Below are 16780 nucleotides of genomic sequence, written 5' to 3'. Positions count from 1 at the left end.
GAGCGGTGCGATTGCGCGCTTCGTTCAAGAATGCACGCCCTTCAGAGGCCGAAAGGGGCGGCGTAGCGCACCCGCGCGTTGGCGAGCGCCGGTCCCGGCACGAGTTCGAGAGCGAGAAAACACTCGGGCGGGAAGCCTTCGGGCACGGCAATGCCGAAATCCGCTGCCCGCGTGAAGCCAAAGCGCGAATAGTATTAACGAGAAGGTATAAAAGTTAACAAACTGCAGCCGCGTAGCGCACGGGTTCAATCTCAAAAATTTTGAGTATTCGGCGTGTGCTGCGCGCCATTTTGGTCATAACTTTCATTGTTCGTTTTTTGAGACCCTCTACAGCCGCCGGTGCACGACTTCGAATATCCGTTTTCAATGCACGATTGACGTACTCATCCGGGTTCAACTCAGGGCTGTAGGGTGGGAGGAAGAACAATTCAATTCGGTCTTTGTGCTCGTCAGCCCATTGCGATACAAGCTTGCTTTTGTGGACTTTCAGATTGTCGATGATCAGAAAGATTTTCCGTCTTCACCCTGCGTGCCCGTATCGCTGTTAAAACCCGCCTCCAGGACAAAACCGAGCGTCAGATTATCGCCCAAATCTTCTGTACCCTTAAAGCCGAAGCGAGGTCCGGCGTAATTGCCTGATGTCATTGCAAACGAGTCGTCGCCGCCTTCGGCATGCTGGTACGTAAAGCCCGTATCCACTACGCCGTAGAGTGTTAACTCCGTTGCAGCCGCAATACCAGAAAAGACTGTCAAAATCGCTGATGTTGTGAGGATTTTATTCATAATGAGTTAATTCGTTAAGATGTTTCTTGCCTGCGTCTGTCCGATAGAATGCGAAAATTCCGACAATATTGCTGGGTCGGAACACGAATCTCACATCTTATATGGTTTTTGCTGTAATTTTTCTACACTTTCGTCCATTTTGAACCTGATGTACGGGGTTCCAACTCCTTCCTGACCAAGAGCTTCAAAGCACAACGTGCGTTATTGCTTTTGGAGGAGCCCGTTTCCGGACTTGTCACTCCCCGAAAAACAACTCTTCGTCTTTTGTCCATACCACTTCAATTTTTTGCCTCCCTTTCCCCAAAAAAACTGCGCCGCTATCAGAGCACTGATTGTCCGGTACCTATCGTCAATTATGTTGCCCAATTGCTCGGCTATTCTGTACGGAAAACACGATTGCCGATCTATTTTGTTGTCCGAAACCTTTGTCTGTCTCGGCTTTGGAAACTTCCAATCAGCCGATCTGATTCCCGACTACAGCACGGTTGACGCGCAAAAAACAGGTGTCCCCATTGACCTTTGCTTCGATTTAGATCCTGCTCTTGCGTTGTGTTTGACTGGTTACACGGAAACGTTCGCTGACTACAACGGCATCTAGTGTCTCAACGCAGTTGTTGTTGCACCCTGTTTTGCGTGATGCCGTATTACATGTCGCTCATAAATTTTCAAAGCGCCTGCCGCTAGAGCAAGCCGTGAACTCATCCCTAACGCACTGGCTCCAACTCCCTGGTTAACGCATGACAGCGTCAAACAGTTGCCATTCGAGCCAACAGCCAGCAGCAAAAATATCCGTCATGCGTGCCTGCAATGCTTGCGAACCGTCCTGAGCCAGCTTGTCGGCAATTGCCGCTGCCTTTTGCGCCGACACGTCAGCCGCTTCTGAGCCCATGCCCTCGACCCACTCCCAAAACGGATTTTTATGAAGCTCAGCAGTAGGCCGCAGTGCCTTTCCAAATTCATTCCATATCCAGAAACAGGGCAGCAGAGCAGCCATTGCTGCTCCCAAATCTTCAGACTTCGCTGCCCGCGCTTCAAAATCCTGATATGCCAACAATTCAGGCAAAGGAACAATCTCAGCCGGAACAACCTGCCGTCCCGTAAATCGCTTTACGTAGTCAATCGTCCAAACTCGCAAATCGCGCGTTTCCCGAGCCCACTGCTTTAGTTCCAGAACTTCCTGTGCAAATCCTTGACACCGAGACAACCGTACCGCCAGCAAATCCAGACAAGCAGCATAGTTGTCAAGATAGCCGATGTTTTGACAAAGATACGTCGAAAATCTTTTCTTATCCAACGAACCGCCAAACGCTCCGCGCAAAAAGGCATGCCGCTTGACAGCCTGCAGGCTTGAACCTGCCGCAAAGAATGCCCTTTGGCTCCACCTCGCCTCTAGCTGTGTGGCAAATGCTCCGCTGGTTGAAATAAAACAAGCTGTGCAAAAAACAGCTTTTAAACAATCACGTCTAGACAGCATAACAAACAGTTTCTCCTGCTGTAAAAATTGGCCAACAGTGATTATTGACTATTTTTCTGTTCCTGCAGCCTATAACTACTTGTTTTTTCTTTCTGATCGGGATCATCTTCAGGCTACAAGTGACAAGGATTGAACTCACGCCTTCACCACGCTGAGTCTGAATAAGAATCATTTCTATCCGCGAGAGTTATGTTCAGCTAGGTACGTAAAATCATGTGAGAATCGTCGCTCAACCAAAGGTTCTTGGTGTGAAAAACTTGGCATGCAAGACAAAGGCATGGGAGCAAAACACGTGACTTGCTTCTGAATCAGCTATATCCTGACACAAAAGGTTGGGAAACTTATCTCCCTTAGACGCTTCAGCAAAATGCCCTGTTGCCGGAAACCACAGAAATTTTTTTGGTGACATCCACTAAGGAAAATTTGAGCTAAGAAATCAAAAGTTCGACGATAGCGTTGTTTATTAACCGGATTGTAAAATAGTTAACAATTGATATAATTGGGGCTATGAAAGCAACAGATGCCCGCAGACATAGTCCTGAGAAACTAGAGGTCCTTCGCGAACGTGGCTTTGCCATGCGCCGCGAGGGTTTTCGTGTCGTTGAGATTGCCCAGGCACTGGGCGTTGTTCGAGGTACGGTTTACAAGTGGTTCCGCAACGCAGCCGCTAGTACTGAAGAACAAGCAACTGCCGGTGGCCAACGAGGCCGGCCTAAGGGAATGGGCTCGAAGCTCACGCCGGCACAGGAATCTCAGATTCGCAAGATGATCATTGACAAGAACCCAAAGCAGCTCAAGTTCGATTTTGCGCTGTGGACGCGCCGGGCTGTAAGGGCTCTGATCAAGCGCGAGTTCCAAATTGAGCTCTCGCTGCCTACTGTCGGCGTCTATCTTCGTTCATGGGGAATGAGCGCCCAACGTCCGGCACGCCGCGCAATTGAGCAGGATGATGAGCGAGTTCGCCAGTGGAAGCAGGAGCAATATCCTGCCATTGCTCGACGAGCCAAGGCTGAAAATGCCGTGATTTACTGGGGCGACGAAACAGCTGTCAAGCACGATGCCAATTGGATAACGGGTTATTCGCCAAAAGGACAGACGCCGGTATTGAAATGCCATGATGGTCGTTGGAAAACAGCTACGATGATTTCGGCCATTTCAAACCAAGGGTTATTGCGCTTCAAAGTTCAGGACAAGCCAATGAATCAGCAGTCTTTCATTGAGTTTTTGGAGAACTTGATCGAGGATGAGGACAGAAAAATCTTTCTGATCATCGACAATCTGAAAGTCCACAAAAGCAAGCTTGTATCGCAATGGGCTGACGAGCACAAAGACCGAATTGAATTGTTCTTCCTGCCACCCTACAGCCCTGAGTTGAACCCGGATGAGTACGTCAATCGTGCATTGAAAACGAATATTCGAAGTCGTGCACCGGCGGCTGTAGAGGGTCTCAAAAAACGAACAATGAAAGTTATGACCAAAATGGCGCGCAGCACACGCCGAATACTCAAAATTTTTGAGATTGAACCCGTGCGCTACGCGGCTGCAGTTTGTTAACTTTTATACCTTCTCGTTAATAGTCGGGGTCTCCGAGAACGATGACAAAGCGCGGTGCACCCGGCGCTTTGTCAGCTTGTCGAGCGCGTTCGAGCGCACGGCGAACGAGGGCGCTTCCGATTCCCATGCGCTGCTTTTCGGGCGTAACTGCCAGAGGTGCGAGGGCCCAGGCGGGAGTGTCGCCGCCGACATGCATGCGGGAAAAGAGCACGTGTCCGACAATACGCTCACTCTCGAGTGCAACAAGCGCCCCTTCCGTGCCGTCGCTTTCGGGTACAGCGCGAAAAGCTCTTTCCACGAGATCGGCAATGGCGGCGCATTCGGCGGGATCGGCCGCATTTTCCGGGCGAATGACGAGCGTTTCGGCGAGGCTGCTTTTTGAAGTTGGCATGGCGGTTGAATTGTGGTGCGGGAAGGTGCGCAACGTTGTGCAAACTGCGTAGAGAAAGGCCGATCGGCGCAAATGAGCCTGCGGTTCGGGCGGCGTTCAGGCGTCTTCGGGGCGAGCCGCAGCCGATGGCCGCTGTAAAGTCTCTCATGTTTTGACCGAGCACACACGAATTGCTTCACCCGTTTGCTGCGCGCTTTGGGTGCAGCCAACACCGGAACTCTGACCATGCGTACCCGTTTCGTGAATCTCAAGGCCTTTGTCGGCCTGGCCGACCGGCCCTTTCTGACCGAATTCGTCGTTGAGAACGGCCGCTTTGACGATGCGTCCGTGTCGGCCCCCGACGAGCGCGTCGTCGACTTGGGCGGCGCTTTTGTCGCGCCCGCCTTTATTGAAGCGCATGCGCATCCGATGATGATTGCCGAAGCGCTCGAAACCACGGCCTGCGTGCCGCCTGCCGTCAATTCGATCGAAGAGATGGTCGCCGCGCTTGCCGCCTCGGAGGCGGCCAAGCGCGGTTCGGGCTGGATCGAGGGCTGGGGTTACGACGAGACGCTTTTGGCCGAAGGCCGCTCGCCGACGCGCGCCGATCTTGACCGCGTGAGCCGCGATCGGCCCGTCGTCGTTCGCCGCTCGGACTGTCACTCCTGCGCCGTCAATTCCGCGGCGCTTGCGCTCGCGGGCATCACGCGCGAAACGCCCGATCCTGCGGGCGCGAAGATCGGCCGCGATGCTTCTGGCGAACCTAACGGTCTTTTGATCGAAACGGCCGCTTCGGCTTTGATCGACCGCGTGCGTCCAACGGTCGACGAAGCGCAGATTGTGAACCGCATGCTGCGCCTTCGCGAGCACTATCTCTCGCACGGGATCCTGACGACAACCGAAATGATGCCGCGCCGTCGGCCGGGCGCCTCCGATGATGCGCTCGCTATTTGGCGCAAGGCTCGCGAGGCGGGCGTGCCCGTCGATGTGAACCTTTACTTCGCTTGGGAGGGCGGCACGGATCCCTTCGGCGTTCCCGAGCTCTCTCACGAGGAGAAGTGCGGCCCGGTGCGCTACGCAGGCGTGAAGCTTTTTGGCGACGGCTCGGTGTCGGGCCGCACGGCGGCGATGCGCGAAGCGTTCAAATTCGCCCCCGGTGAAAAGAGCGATCGACCCGCGGGCTTCATGACGCTTGACGAACCCGTCTTCCGTGCGGCGCTCGCGTACGCGAGGCGCAACGGCGTTGCGCTTTCCATTCACGTCATGGGCGACCGTTCGATCGACACGATTCTCGACTGGCTTGAAAGCGAAGCGCCGTGGCTCGAAGACGTGCCGAGCGTTCGTTTGGAGCACGTGACGATGATGCGCCCCGATCACCTGGCGCGCATCGCGCGGATGGCGCTGCAGCCGGCGCTCACGACGCAGGTGATCTTCCCCTTTGCCGAATGGCGAAGCTATCGATCGGCTCTCACCGAGGCGAACCTCAATGCGGCGTGCGCCGTCGATGAGATTGCGCGCGCGGTTGAGCCCTTTGCGCTCTCGTCCGACGCGCCGGCGACGACTTGGGCCGACGCCGACGACGTTTTCGTCTCGATCGCTGCCGCCGTCACGCGGCGCGATGCCGAGGGCGGCTACTTCGGTCGCTCGCACGCGGTCGACGTTGCGACCGCTCTTTCGCTCTACACGGGACGCGCTGCGAAGGTGATGCCGACCGAGGGGACGATCGGCGTGATTGCACCGGGCGCTCGGGCGCACTTCGTGACGCTCACGGACGATCCCTTTGCGGTGCCGCCCGAGGCGATCGCGGTCATTCGCGTTGCGTCGACGTGGCGCGACGGCGTGCGACTTTGGGCGATCAACGAGGCGTGAAAGACAGTGCTCTCGGGCGATCGATGCATTTGAACGAAAATCCATTTTTGCGCTTTGCAGGCGGACGCCCGCCCGAGATTCTCGGAAGCGGGGACGAAGTTGATGCGGCGCTTGGCGCCTGCAAACGCCTGCTTGGCGGGCGTTCGGCTCGACCGATGCTTCTCCTCGGGACGCGCGGTTCGGGAAAAACGGTTTTACTTAAAGAAATCGGCGATTTCGCGGCGCAATCGAACTACCTCGTGCTGCGGCTTGAGGTGTTGAGCGGCGCTTCGTTCGGTGCTGCGCTTTTAGCGGATATTGAGCGCGTGCTCGCAGCATTTTCGAGACTATGCGGACTGGCGCTCTGCTGAGTCGGATCGACTTGAAGCGACAGGTGGCGCAGTTGCGATTTTGCCGAACGAGAGCGAGCCGTCGGGCAGCCTTGAGACGGACCTCGCCGATCGTTTCGAAGCGGTCGGCAACGCCGCTCGAGCGATCGGTATGGGTTGGCTGCTGCTTGTTGACGAACTGCAGAATCTCTCAAAAGCGGACTTGGCTGCGCTGCTTGCGGCGCTTCATCGTGTCAATCAGCTCGCGTTGCCCGTCATGTTTGTCGGAGCGGGCCTGCCCAATGCAGCCAGACTCGCTGCAGAAGCCAAGGCCTATGCCGAGCGGCTTTTCTTCTTTTGCGACCTCAAGCCGCTTTCACCGAAAGCGATCAAAAGCGTTCTTGTGACGTCGTTCAAAAAGGCCGGTGCTTCGATTGCACCGAATGCGCTCGACGTCATGGTGAAAGAATCGTTCGGTTCGCCGCTTTTGCTGCGGATTTGGGCGGCTTGCGTGTGGGAGATGTCGCGCGGGCAAGTGATTACGATGCGGGACGTTGAGCTCGCCAAAGCCGATGCGTTCGACGAGATTGCGCACGATGTCTTTCGCTTCGACTGCCTGGCTGCTCCAGAGAGAGAGCCTTTCTGCAGGCGATGGTGGTGCTTGGCGACGACTCGCTGCGGCTCAACGACATTCGGGCGGCATTGATGCTGGCGCCTCATGCGGCGGCTGCGCTTAAGCGCCGGCTCGTTCGCAAAGGCTTCATCTACTCGCCTCGTCGAGGCTATGTAGCGTTTGCGTCGGCGCTCATTCCGGTTATCCAACGGGCCGTAAAACCTCTTCGTTCACGGGGAGGATATAAGGCCCATCGCGCATAACGCGATTAAGGGATCAAAAATCGAGCTCAAGCACTAAAGATGTGCGACGATTCTCACATCATGAAAATCTTCTGCAGCTTCAAGTTTGAACTCCTCGCCAACGAAGTCCAGCGTTCCGCTTTAAGTCGGAATGCCGGATGCCGCCGCTTTGTGTTCAACAAAGCTCTCGAGCTACAGAACGAACGGAAGGCTCAGGACCGCAAGCTCCTCAGCTATTGCGAGATGGCTTCCGAGCTGGTGCGGTGGAAGAAGGCTGACGAAACGTCTTTTCTCAAGGAGGCGATGTCTCAGCCGCTTCAGCAGGCGCTCCGCGACCTCGACCGGGCTGTCAGAGACAGCTTCAGGCCGAAGAGCGATCCCGCTCACAAACAGTGGCCGAAATTCAAAGCCAAGGACATCGGAGACGGCTTCCGCATACCGCAGTTCAAACCCGACGACATTGACGACGCCAACGGGCGCGTCAAACTTCCGAAAATCGGCTGGATCCGCTACCGCAGGACGCGGCCGATCGCATTCAAGAATGCGGACGGGTCGCTCTCGTCGGGCACGGTGAAGCAGATTCACTTCAACAAGGACTGCGGCCGCTGGTTCGTTGTTTTCACCACCGAATTCGATGTTGTCCGCCCCGAAATGAAAGCGCTTGATGTCGGGATTGACATCGGCGTTGTTCATGCTGTGGCGACAAGCTGCGGCAAGTTCTACGACCTCGATACGGACACGCTCAAAGACATCGAGAAGCGGATTGCAAAGCTGCAGCGGAAGCTGTCGCTCAATCGGTCTTCTCGAAAGAAGCTTGAGGAGAAGGGACTCGCGGAGCCGTTCGACAAAACCAAGCCGAGTCGGAAACGTCGTCGGCTTAAGGAAAGAATTCAGAAGCTTTTCCGGAGAATGCGCGGCATTCGTCAGGACTTCTACCAGAAAACTGCACGTGCGCTCGCACAGGAGTACGGCTGCGTATATGCGGAGGATCTGAAGACGAAGAACATGACGAAGAGCGCGAAGGGAACGGCTGAGAATCCCGGCAAAAACGTCAGGCAGAAGTCGGGGCTCAATCGGGCCATTCTTCGAACGGGCTTCTACGGTCTCAGTCAGGCATTGGATTGGCAGCTCACGAAGGCAGGCGGCACGCTTGAAAAAGTTCCGCCCGCCTACACCAGCTGTACGTGCCCGATTTGCAGCTGTCGCGACAAACGCAACAGGCCCAAACAGGCGGTTTTCCATTGCACAGCCTGCGGCCACAATGAAAATGCCGACATCGTCGGCGCAAAAAACGTGTTGAGGAAGGGCCGGACAGGTCCGAGCGCGCACGTAAAAAGCGCATCGCCTGTGTAGTGAGTTCGGATGCAACCGTGTCCTTTGCACGGAGCTTCTGAGCCATCAGCAGGAACCAGCCTTCAATCGCCGCGCAAGCGGGATTTGAAGGAATCCCCGCCATTCATGACGGGGAGGATGTCAACGTTGAGCGATATTCGGCTCGGTGTTCGTGGCTCTGGCGCCACGCACGCTCTCGATAAAGGTGGTGGGCGAGACAAGAAGCCCGCCGCTCCCAAAGCCGCTGTCGGTTCGGAGGACGGGCTTTTCACGCGAAAAAGCTGCGCTTGCCGCCGCTCAAAGCGCTGGCAAGCGCAAGCACCGCATCAGCGCCAGGCGGCCTGGTAGATCGAGACCGTGTCTTCAAAGGTGAGCGCGACCGGGTCCTGCTCAAAGAGTGCGGCCCCCGCGTCACGGGCATTCGCGGCGAGCGCCGGGATCTCTTCAAAGGTCACGCCCCAGTCGCTCATCTTGAGGTTGTCGACGCCGCAGGCAATCTGCAGCTCGTGAAGCGCACGGAGGAAATCTTCGGGGTGCACCGCGTCGCGCTTGCCGAGTGCGCGGGCGAGCTCGACGAAGCGTGCCGTTCTCGCGCCCGTCTTGATCATGTGGCCGAAGTAGGCAAGCGAAAGCATGATGAGGCCCGCGCCGTGCGGCAGCTCCTGATGGAAGGCCGAAAGGGCATGCTCCATCGGGTGCTGGCTCGTGAGGCGCGTCATCGTCATGACGTAGCCCGAAAGCGTGTTGGCAAAAGCGACGTGTTCGCGTGCTTCAAGATCGTTGCCGTCCTTCACGGCGCGCGCAAGGCCCGCGGCGATGTGGCGCACGCTCTCGAGCGCGTACATGTCGGAGAGGTAGGTCGGGCGTTTGGTGACGTAGCCTTCAATCGCGTGGAAGAGCGCGTCAAAACCCTGATAGGCCGTCAGGTGCGGCGGCACCGTGAGCATGAGTTCCGGGTCGACGATCGCGAGCTTCGGGAAGAGGCCGATGTGGCCGTTGACGCCGATCTTCTCGCGCGTTTCGGGGTTCGTGATGACGCCGCCGCCGTCGACTTCCGAGCCCGTGCCCGCTGTCGTAGAAATGGCGACGATCGGAAGCGGGTCGTTCGCAATCGGCTTTCTGCCGCCGCGGCCCTGCTGCACGTAGTCCCAGATATGACCTTCGTTCGTCGAGACAATCGCGATCGCTTTCGCCGCGTCCATCACGGAACCGCCGCCGAGCGCCACGATGAAGTCGCACCCTTCGGCGCGAACACGTGCGCCCGCGGCCATGACGGTCGTCGTGAGTGGATTGGGTTCGACCGTTGCTTCGTGAACGTACGCAATGCCTTGAGCGTCAAGCGCGGCTTCAACGCGCGCAAGCGACCCGTTCTTCACGACGGAGGTCCCGCGCGAAGTGAGGAGCAGCGCCTTGCGGCCGGGCAACGGTTCGTCGCGCAGCTTGTCGAGCATGCCCGGACCGAAAAGAAGCTTGACGGGCGAAAACTGGATGAACTTCATGGGCTGTCATCGAGCGGCGCGCGGTCGGGCAAAAGAAGAAGTCCGGCCCCTCCCGAGCGTCGTCTCGTCCTTTTTTAAACGTTCGAAAAATGGCGTCCGGCCGCTTCCCGCACCTCGGCGCAGGCGGCCCGCAACAGAGGAAATTGTAGGAAGCTCGGCCGAATTCGGCAATTTTTGGACGTTCGTCCGCCGTGTCGGCACTTGCCAGCCCGTCACGGGATCTTCCTCTGGGAGCCTGTTTCAGGACAAAGAAAGGGCGGCGCTTTCCTTGCCGAAAGCGCCGCCCGAGTGCGTAAAGCCGGTTCTCGCTATTCGATGCGCTCGCCGTGCAGCGCGAGGTCGAGCCCGAGCGTCTCCTCTTCTTCGCTCACGCGCAGTCCCACAGTCGACTTGATCACAAAGAGGATGACGGCGCTCATGAGCCCGCCGTAGAGGAGTGTTGCCGCAACCGAAAGCAACTGGATGAGCAACTGCTCGCCCGTTCCGGGAAGCGCTGCGCCCGTCACGTCGCTCGTGGCGAAAAAGGCCGTCAGAAGTGCTCCGATGATGCCGCCCACGCCGTGTACGCCAAAAGCGTCGAGCGAGTCGTCATAGCCCAACTTGGTTTTGACGATGCTCACCATGAAAAAGCAGGCGATGCCCGAGAGGAGGCCGATTGCGGCGCCCGAGGCGGGAAGAATGAAGCCTGAAGCCGGCGTCACGGCGACGAGACCGGCGACGGCGCCCGAAACGAGTCCGAGAAGCGAGGGTTTTCCTCGCAGACGCCATTCGAGTGCAATCCAAGCAACCGCACCGGCGGCCGCAGCGATCTGCGTGGCGACGATCGCCATGGCCGCTCGTCCGTTTGCGGCGAGCCCGGAGCCGCCGTTAAAGCCCATCCAGCCGAACCAAAGAATGGCGGCGCCAACCGCAGCAAGCGACAGGTCCGCAGGGCGCAATGCCTGCGTACCGTAGCCTTTGCGCTTGCCGAGCATGAGACAGCCGACGAGGCCTGCAATGCCGGCATTGATGTGCACGACGGTGCCGCCCGCGTAGTCCAGTGCGCCGAGGCGGAAGAAGTAGCCGTCTGCCGCCCACACCCAGTGACAGACGGGAGCGTAAACAAGAAGGCTCCATGCGACCGTGAAAAGAAGAAGAGCGGAAAATTTCATGCGTTCTGCCCAGCTGCCTGCAATAAGTGCGGGCGTGAGAATCGCGAACGTCATCTGAAAGAAAACGAAAAGGATTTCCGGGATTGTGCCCGAGAGCGTGTCGATGCCGATGCCGGCGAGGAAGGCCTTGGAGAGGCCGCCCGCAAACGCAGTTCCTTCCGAGAACGCGATGGAATAACCGACGAGCCACCAAAGCAGAGAAGCGACGGCGCAGATTGCGCACGACTGCGCGAGCGTTGAGAGGATGTTTTTTTTGCGGACCATGCCGGCGTAAAAAAGCGCGATGCCCGGAATGGTCATGAAGAGAACAAGGAGCGCAGCCGCAAGAACCCAAGCGGTGTCTGCCTTGTCGAGCGCGGCGGTTTCGGCAAGTGCGGGGGTGGCCGCAGCCGAAAGCGCCGCTAAGCTAAGTAATTTCAAGGAATAGAGAGACTTTGTCGTTTTCATTTTTACTTCCGAGGGGTTTGCGCATCGGACAATGCCGAAACGCTTTTGTCATTGGTATTGGTTTGCAGGGGCGGTGTGGCTTTCTCTTTCGTCTGCGGCAACACCTGCCGTCCGGCGGGTGCAGCGTGCATCAATTCGGTGCAGAACGCGCCTTTTGTGTCAATGCCCGCATCAGAGCGCGGCTTCGTCGCGCTCGCCCGTTCGGATGCGGATGACATCGGTGAGCGGCGTCACGAAGATCTTTCCGTCGCCGACGCGCCCGGTTTTGGCGGCAGCCATTGCCGCTTCGATCACGGTGTCGGCAGCCTCGTCCGAGACGGCTGTTTCGATACGGATCTTCGGCAGAAAATCGACGACGTATTCGGCGCCTCGGTAGAGCTCCGTGTGACCGCGTTGTCGTCCGAAGCCTTTCACTTCGGTGACGGTCATGCCGTGTACGCCCGCTTCGGCGAGCGCTTCACGAACTTCGTCGAGCTTGAACGGTTTGATGATGAGCGTGATGAGCTTCATGGCGTCAATCCTTTTCGCTGATGTGCTGTCTATTTTCGAAAGGCGGGATAAACCAGTCCCGCTATTGACTTTGGAAGCAAAAAGCGTGCCGAAAAAGTTGAGCGGAACGGGTCGACGGCTGTCTGGGAGGAATGCTTCGCTCGGAGATGCCAAAGAGCTGATTTGACGCAAAGTTTTTGACGCGATGTTGAGTTCGCTTTGACGCGATTTTTGGCGCGCGGCGTCAAAAATCGACGGTGATGTCCGAAGAAAAAGCGCTCAGAACGCGCACAAAGGACGAAGCGTTTGACGAGCGGCTCGACAAGCCGCCAAGGCGCTTCGAGCGCGTCCGGCGCAACGCACGAAGTGGAGGAAAAACATGGCCAGCGTCCCGCCTATCAATTCATCGATTTTTTGGCTCGCACGCGTTCGACCGACAAAGGCCGATGTGGTGAGTGCCTCGTGTGCGGCGATCGCCATGCTTCTCTTTGCGTTTTCGGCGGAACTCTTTTCTGCGGCGCTCACGTTTGGGGACGGCTTCGAGACGGCTCGGCTCGCCTTCAGGGTGAGCGGCGCACTCGAAGCGCTCGGCGAAGGACTTCTTTCGGCACTCATTTTGACTTCGGGTCTTCTTGTTCTCATCAGCGCGCTTTTGCCGCGTGAGGCGAGCGCACGGCTCTTTATCCGGCTTGACGCGCGCGTAGCGGCACGCGCGTTGCGGCTCTTCGTCTCGGCAAGCATTCTCTTTTTCGTCCTTGAAGCCTGCGGGCTGGAGCCTTCGCTCGAGTCGTTCTTCATCGTGTCGGCTTACGCTTTCGCCCCCGAACACCCGAAAAAGGCGCGCCGTATTGCGGTTTGGGCGGCAGCGGCGGCACTCGCGACGTACGCGACGGCGCTCTTTTTGCCGGGGCACGCTTCGGGTTCAGCATTGGCGGGCGACATCGAGGCTCTCATCTGCGCGCTCTTTTCGCTGCGCCTCGTGAATGCGCTCGGCGTTCGCGTGCCTCGCTGAGCGCTTCTGCGGCCCGAAAGGATGAATCGTCATGGCGGTTGATTTCTTCACGCTCGTCACGAATGCCGATGCACTTCTCACCGTGCTCGGCAGCCTTGACACAACGGTCGCTTATGCGATTCTCTTTGCCGTCTATTCGCTTGAGACGGGGGTTGCGCCCGTATCTTTTCTGCCCGGCAATTCGCTGCTTTTTCTGTGCGGCACGCTCACGATGACGGCGGTTTTCGCCTTCGGGACGCTCTTTGCGGTTCTCTCGGTCGCTGCCTTCGTCGGCAATCTTTTGAGCTATGAAACGGGCGCTTTTCTCGGCGCGCAGCTCTACGCGCGCCGCATCCGTTGGATCGATCCCGAACGACTTGAGATTGCGCACGACTTCTACGAGCGACACGGCGGGAAAGCCATCGTTGCTGCGCGTTTTGCGCCTATCGTTCGTGCTTTCGTGCCGCTCGTAGCGGGCGCGGCGCGTATGCCGCGCGATCGTTTTCTCTTTTTGAGCGCTATTGCAGCAGTCCTTTGGATCGGGACGCTGTTGACGGCTGGACGGCTTTTCGGCGGCATGCCGTTTGTGCTCGAGAACCTCTCGGCGATCACGCTTTTTGCGTTCTTTTGCGCTGTGGCCGGTCCCGTGGGCGTCGCGCTTGCCGCGAAGTTCGGGCTTAAGAAGCGAGCGTGCCGCTAAGCAATGCTCGTGCGGGCTTCTGCCGCGTTGGCGGCCAAAATTGAAGCCTTTTCGCGTTGCCGCCAAATCGATGATTCTGGGTGACCGTGCACGATGAGGCGAATCGCGTGAACTACCCGAGCGGCAGTGTTTGCGCGAAGCGCTTGGCCGAATACCGCGTCGAGCCCTGCGAGGAATACAAGTGCGCTTTCTATCCGCGTCATTTGACGCGGTGCTTGCCGGCTATTCGCTCACCGCGTTCGCGCCCGTACGACTAAGGGTCGTTCGTTGAAAGTCTGCGGTTTGCTTGCACCGCAGGATTTTTCGCTTATTTTTCCATGCTGCCTTCCAAGCGAGCGGCTTCGTTGCCGGGCGTCAAATCGCGTCAAAACTCTTTGCGCTGCCTCAGTCGATTTGGCGCCGTTTTGACGCCGGTTTTTCGGGCTTTTGATGCCCGATTTCTACCTTTGAACCATCCGAAATCCCTTTTCAAATCTCGGGAGGAAAACGATGGTCCACTGGCGGGCAAACCGACTCGCAGCACGTGAAATTTCTTCGCTTGCGTCGCTTTCTGGCGGCACGAACGGGGCGGGCGCGAGGCCTTGGTCGGCGAGAACTTGGCTCCTTTTGCCGGCGCTCGCGCTTGCCGTCATGGTGTTCTTTGCGCCGCACTCGCTTGATGTAGCGATCTCAAAGCCCTTTTTCAACGGCAGCAGCTGGCCCTGGTACGGGGTTGACCTCTTTTCGACCGTTTTTCACAAGGGCCTCAAGGCCGTACCGATTGTGATTGCTCTGGGTGCGATCGGTTTCCTTGTCGAAGCCGTCTTCGCTCGCCGCAAGGGTCGCGCACCCTATGCCGCACGCTGGTTCTCGAACCCGGAAAAGCGTCTTCTCTATCTGCTCGCCGGGATGGCCGCAAGCGTTCTTCTCGTTTGGTGGTTGAAAGGCACGACTGGCGTTTCCTGTCCGTGGGACGCGAAACCCTTCGGGGGTAATCGCATCATTGTGGACCCGAGCTTTTCGCTCTTTTTCCGCTCGGGGAACTGCTGGCCCGCCGGACACGCGGGAACCGGGTTCTGCCTCTTTTCGCTTTACTTCATGCTGCGCGACGAACACCCGCGCGCCGCGCGCTTCGGTTTTGCGTTTGCAATGCTGATGGGGATTCTCTGCGGGACGACGCGTCTCATGCAGGGGGCGCACTTCGCTTCGCACAACATCGCGACGATGTTGATCGACTGGCTCGTCTGCGCCGGAATCTATGCGCAGATGTTTGCCCGCGGCACGATCAATAAGAACATTCGCGCGGCCTTCACGTCGCCCATGGGACTGCCTGCCGCGATCGTTCTCACTGCGCTTTGGTGGACCTTTGTCTTCGATATTCCGCTTGCCAAGCAGCTGCTCGAACGTGCCGGGAGCGACCAGCTGCTGTTCCTTTTCGGCACGCTCGCGGCGTTCTTCTTTGTGGGGGCGGCGCTTTTGACGCTCATGTCGGCGCTCCCCAAGCCGCTCTTTCGCCTGATGGCCGCCCTTTTTGCGCTCTGCGGCGCAACGGGCTTCACGGGGGCGATGCTCTACGGCGTTATCTTTACGCCCGATATGGTGCGCAATTTCATTGCGACCGACGTGCGCGAAGCCTCGCAGTACCTGGGCGTTCGCACGACGGCGATTTTCCTCTTTGCCGCCGTTCCGCCCCTGTGGGCCGCTTGGCTTGCCGGGCGCGGCGCCAAGGGCGAGTGCGCTGCAGGCTCGCGTCTCGCGCGCCTCGGCAAAAGCCTCAAGACGGGCGCCAAGCGTACGCTCGGCGCACTTGTCTTCCTCGCGATGGGCGTTGGCATCATCTTCCTCAACTTCCAGACCTTTGCGGGCGTCATGCGCGAAGACAAGACGCTTCGCTATCAGATCGCACCCGTGAACGTCATTTATTCGGGCATTCGGACGCTTGCGACCGATGCGAGCCCCGACGCCAAGCGCGTGCGCGCCGTTGTTGACCCGACGCCCGTCCTGGCGACGAAGTCCGAAAAGCCCACGCTCTTCGTGGTGTTCGTGGGCGAAACGACGCGATCGGCCAACTGGCAGCTTTCGGGCTACGAGCGCGCGACGAATCCGAAGCTCTCGACCGTCAAGGATCTCATCTCCTTCCCGCGCGTTGCAGCCTGCGGGACGTCGACGGACGTGTCGCTGCCATGCATGATGAACCGCATCGGCCGCTCGGACTATGACCGCAAGCGAATCCTCGCCGAAGAGGCGCTCCCCGATGTTCTGAAGCGCGCGGGCGCCGAGGTGCTCTGGATCGACAACCAGTCGGGCTGCAAGGGCGTCTGCGCGGGCGTGCCCTCGCGCCGGCCAACCGCGGATGATAAGAACTGTCCCGACGGAGTCTGTTACGACGCGGTCTTTACGAGCGAGATCGCGCGCGCTGCGGCCGATCTCAAGCCCGGTTCAACGACGGTTTTGTTCCTCCATATGTATGGCTCGCACGGTCCCGCTTATTTCAAAGGTTCGCCCGACGAGCGCAAGGTCTTTCGCCCCGAATGCACGGCCGCAGACCTTTCGAGCTGCCCCATCGAAGACATTCGCAACGCTTACGACAACAGTGTGATCGAAACGGATTCGGTGCTCGCTGACGCGATCGGCGTGCTCAGAAAAGCCGCAGAAGAAAAGGGCGTCAATACCGGGATGCTCTGGGTGTCGGACCACGGCGAGAGCCTCGGGGAAAACGGTTTGTTCCTTCATGGCGCCCCCTACATGATGGCGCCCGATGAGCAGCTTGTCGTGCCGATGGTGATGTGGTTCTCCGACGCGTTTGCGGAAACCTACGGCGTCGACCGCGCGGCGCTTGCCGAACGCGCGAAGAAGGACGCCACGCATGAGCACCTCTACTCGACCGTTCTCGGGCTCCTCAACGTCGAGAGCAAGACCTACCGCAAGGCGTTCGACTTGACGGAGGGTGATTAGTCGAATTGAAAAATTAAATTCTTT

General features: G+C 58.2%; 15 protein-coding genes and 1 pseudogene. 9 read left to right on the top strand and 7 right to left on the bottom strand.

All coding sequences use genetic code 11. From position 1 onward, the window contains the following. Nucleotides 1-351 precede the first annotated feature (351 nt). The 3 genes and pseudogenes from H6A60_RS14225 to H6A60_RS08345 all read right to left on the bottom strand — a co-directional run. Nucleotides 352-517, bottom strand: a pseudogene (locus H6A60_RS14225) (transposase); the annotation flags it as partial. Then, the gene (locus H6A60_RS08350) at nt 502-783 is read right to left on the bottom strand and encodes a porin (RefSeq protein ID WP_205103369.1); all 282 of its coding nucleotides are present in this window, start codon (nt 781-783) and stop codon (nt 502-504) included. The gene H6A60_RS08350 and the pseudogene H6A60_RS14225, both read right to left, overlap by 16 nt. Before the next feature lie 730 nt (nt 784-1513). Beyond that, nucleotides 1514-2257 carry a thiaminase II/PqqC family protein gene (locus H6A60_RS08345; RefSeq protein ID WP_205103367.1) on the bottom strand — a complete coding sequence of 248 codons (744 nt, stop codon included), beginning with the start codon at nt 2255-2257 and terminating at the stop codon, nt 1514-1516. A 507-nt stretch (nt 2258-2764) separates the two neighbouring features. Between H6A60_RS08345 and H6A60_RS08340 the strand changes: the two genes are divergently transcribed. Next, a complete protein-coding gene (locus tag H6A60_RS08340) occupies nt 2765-3811 on the top strand; it encodes an IS630 family transposase (protein ID WP_205103365.1) in 1047 nt (348 codons plus the stop codon). A gap of 16 nt (nt 3812-3827) precedes the next feature. Here the strand turns inward: H6A60_RS08340 and H6A60_RS08335 are convergent, their stop codons facing one another. Beyond that, nucleotides 3828-4202, bottom strand: a complete 375-nt coding sequence (locus H6A60_RS08335; protein WP_205103363.1) for a GNAT family N-acetyltransferase — start codon at nt 4200-4202, stop codon at nt 3828-3830. A 225-nt stretch (nt 4203-4427) separates the two neighbouring features. On the opposite strand from H6A60_RS08335, the gene H6A60_RS08330 reads away from it, so the two are divergent. Genes H6A60_RS08330 through H6A60_RS08315 form a run of 5 tightly spaced genes read left to right on the top strand, consistent with a single transcriptional unit; the run spans nt 4428 to nt 8566 of the window. Then, a complete protein-coding gene (locus tag H6A60_RS08330; protein ID WP_205103361.1) occupies nt 4428-6050 on the top strand; it encodes an amidohydrolase in 1623 nt (540 codons plus the stop codon). Continuing rightward, nucleotides 6047-6400, top strand: coding sequence for a P-loop NTPase family protein (locus H6A60_RS08325; protein ID WP_205103359.1), 354 nt, complete (start codon nt 6047-6049; stop codon nt 6398-6400). Before H6A60_RS08330 ends, H6A60_RS08325 begins: the two co-directional genes overlap by 4 nt. A gap of 40 nt (nt 6401-6440) precedes the next feature. Next, the gene (locus H6A60_RS08320; RefSeq protein WP_205103357.1) at nt 6441-7064 is read left to right on the top strand and encodes a hypothetical protein; all 624 of its coding nucleotides are present in this window, start codon (nt 6441-6443) and stop codon (nt 7062-7064) included. Then, nucleotides 7010-7234 carry a DUF8462 domain-containing protein gene (locus H6A60_RS14435; protein WP_500691529.1) on the top strand — a complete coding sequence of 75 codons (225 nt, stop codon included), beginning with the start codon at nt 7010-7012 and terminating at the stop codon, nt 7232-7234. The genes H6A60_RS08320 and H6A60_RS14435 overlap by 55 nt, the downstream gene beginning before the upstream one ends. A gap of 60 nt (nt 7235-7294) precedes the next feature. After that, nucleotides 7295-8566, top strand: coding sequence for an RNA-guided endonuclease InsQ/TnpB family protein (locus H6A60_RS08315; protein ID WP_205103356.1), 1272 nt, complete (start codon nt 7295-7297; stop codon nt 8564-8566). Between the two features lie 305 nt (nt 8567-8871). Here the strand turns inward: H6A60_RS08315 and H6A60_RS08310 are convergent, their stop codons facing one another. From H6A60_RS08310 to H6A60_RS08300, 3 genes are all read right to left on the bottom strand, one after another. Beyond that, entirely contained in the window at nt 8872-10044 is a 1173-nt protein-coding gene (locus tag H6A60_RS08310; RefSeq protein ID WP_205103354.1) for an iron-containing alcohol dehydrogenase, read from the bottom strand. A gap of 308 nt (nt 10045-10352) precedes the next feature. Next, nucleotides 10353-11642 (bottom strand): ammonium transporter, encoded by a 1290-nt coding sequence (locus tag H6A60_RS08305; protein WP_205103352.1) that lies wholly within the window; start codon nt 11640-11642, stop codon nt 10353-10355. A 171-nt stretch (nt 11643-11813) separates the two neighbouring features. Continuing rightward, nucleotides 11814-12152 (bottom strand): P-II family nitrogen regulator, encoded by a 339-nt coding sequence (locus H6A60_RS08300; protein ID WP_205103351.1) that lies wholly within the window; start codon nt 12150-12152, stop codon nt 11814-11816. A gap of 358 nt (nt 12153-12510) precedes the next feature. On the opposite strand from H6A60_RS08300, the gene H6A60_RS08295 reads away from it, so the two are divergent. From H6A60_RS08295 to H6A60_RS08285, 3 genes are all read left to right on the top strand, one after another. Then, nucleotides 12511-13143 (top strand): hypothetical protein, encoded by a 633-nt coding sequence (locus tag H6A60_RS08295; RefSeq protein ID WP_205103349.1) that lies wholly within the window; start codon nt 12511-12513, stop codon nt 13141-13143. 31 nt (nt 13144-13174) lie between these two features. Then, nucleotides 13175-13822, top strand: a complete 648-nt coding sequence (locus H6A60_RS08290) for a DedA family protein (protein WP_205103348.1) — start codon at nt 13175-13177, stop codon at nt 13820-13822. A gap of 489 nt (nt 13823-14311) precedes the next feature. Further along, nucleotides 14312-16756 (top strand): sulfatase-like hydrolase/transferase, encoded by a 2445-nt coding sequence (locus tag H6A60_RS08285; RefSeq protein ID WP_239477663.1) that lies wholly within the window; start codon nt 14312-14314, stop codon nt 16754-16756. The last annotated feature ends 24 nt before the right edge of the window (nt 16757-16780 follow it).

Source organism: Sutterella massiliensis (assembly GCF_016899755.1).
Classification (GTDB): domain Bacteria; phylum Pseudomonadota; class Gammaproteobacteria; order Burkholderiales; family Burkholderiaceae_F; genus Sutterella; species Sutterella massiliensis.
This window is presented reverse-complemented; position numbering and strand designations above follow the sequence as displayed.

Coding starts and splice junctions, on each gene's coding strand:
- H6A60_RS14435 (WP_500691529.1), top strand. CDS start 7,010: ATGGTGGTGCTTGGCGACGACTCGCTGCGGCTCAACGACATTCGGGCG.
- H6A60_RS08305 (WP_205103352.1), bottom strand. CDS start 11,642: ATGAAAACGACAAAGTCTCTCTATTCCTTGAAATTACTTAGCTTAGCG.
- H6A60_RS08285 (WP_239477663.1), top strand. CDS start 14,312: ATGGTCCACTGGCGGGCAAACCGACTCGCAGCACGTGAAATTTCTTCG.
- H6A60_RS08335 (WP_205103363.1), bottom strand. CDS start 4,202: ATGCCAACTTCAAAAAGCAGCCTCGCCGAAACGCTCGTCATTCGCCCG.
- H6A60_RS08340 (WP_205103365.1), top strand. CDS start 2,765: ATGAAAGCAACAGATGCCCGCAGACATAGTCCTGAGAAACTAGAGGTC.
- H6A60_RS08345 (WP_205103367.1), bottom strand. CDS start 2,257: ATGCTGTCTAGACGTGATTGTTTAAAAGCTGTTTTTTGCACAGCTTGT.
- H6A60_RS08350 (WP_205103369.1), bottom strand. CDS start 783: ATGAATAAAATCCTCACAACATCAGCGATTTTGACAGTCTTTTCTGGT.
- H6A60_RS08330 (WP_205103361.1), top strand. CDS start 4,428: ATGCGTACCCGTTTCGTGAATCTCAAGGCCTTTGTCGGCCTGGCCGAC.
- H6A60_RS08310 (WP_205103354.1), bottom strand. CDS start 10,044: ATGAAGTTCATCCAGTTTTCGCCCGTCAAGCTTCTTTTCGGTCCGGGC.
- H6A60_RS08290 (WP_205103348.1), top strand. CDS start 13,175: ATGGCGGTTGATTTCTTCACGCTCGTCACGAATGCCGATGCACTTCTC.
- H6A60_RS08295 (WP_205103349.1), top strand. CDS start 12,511: ATGGCCAGCGTCCCGCCTATCAATTCATCGATTTTTTGGCTCGCACGC.
- H6A60_RS08315 (WP_205103356.1), top strand. CDS start 7,295: ATGAAAATCTTCTGCAGCTTCAAGTTTGAACTCCTCGCCAACGAAGTC.
- H6A60_RS08300 (WP_205103351.1), bottom strand. CDS start 12,152: ATGAAGCTCATCACGCTCATCATCAAACCGTTCAAGCTCGACGAAGTT.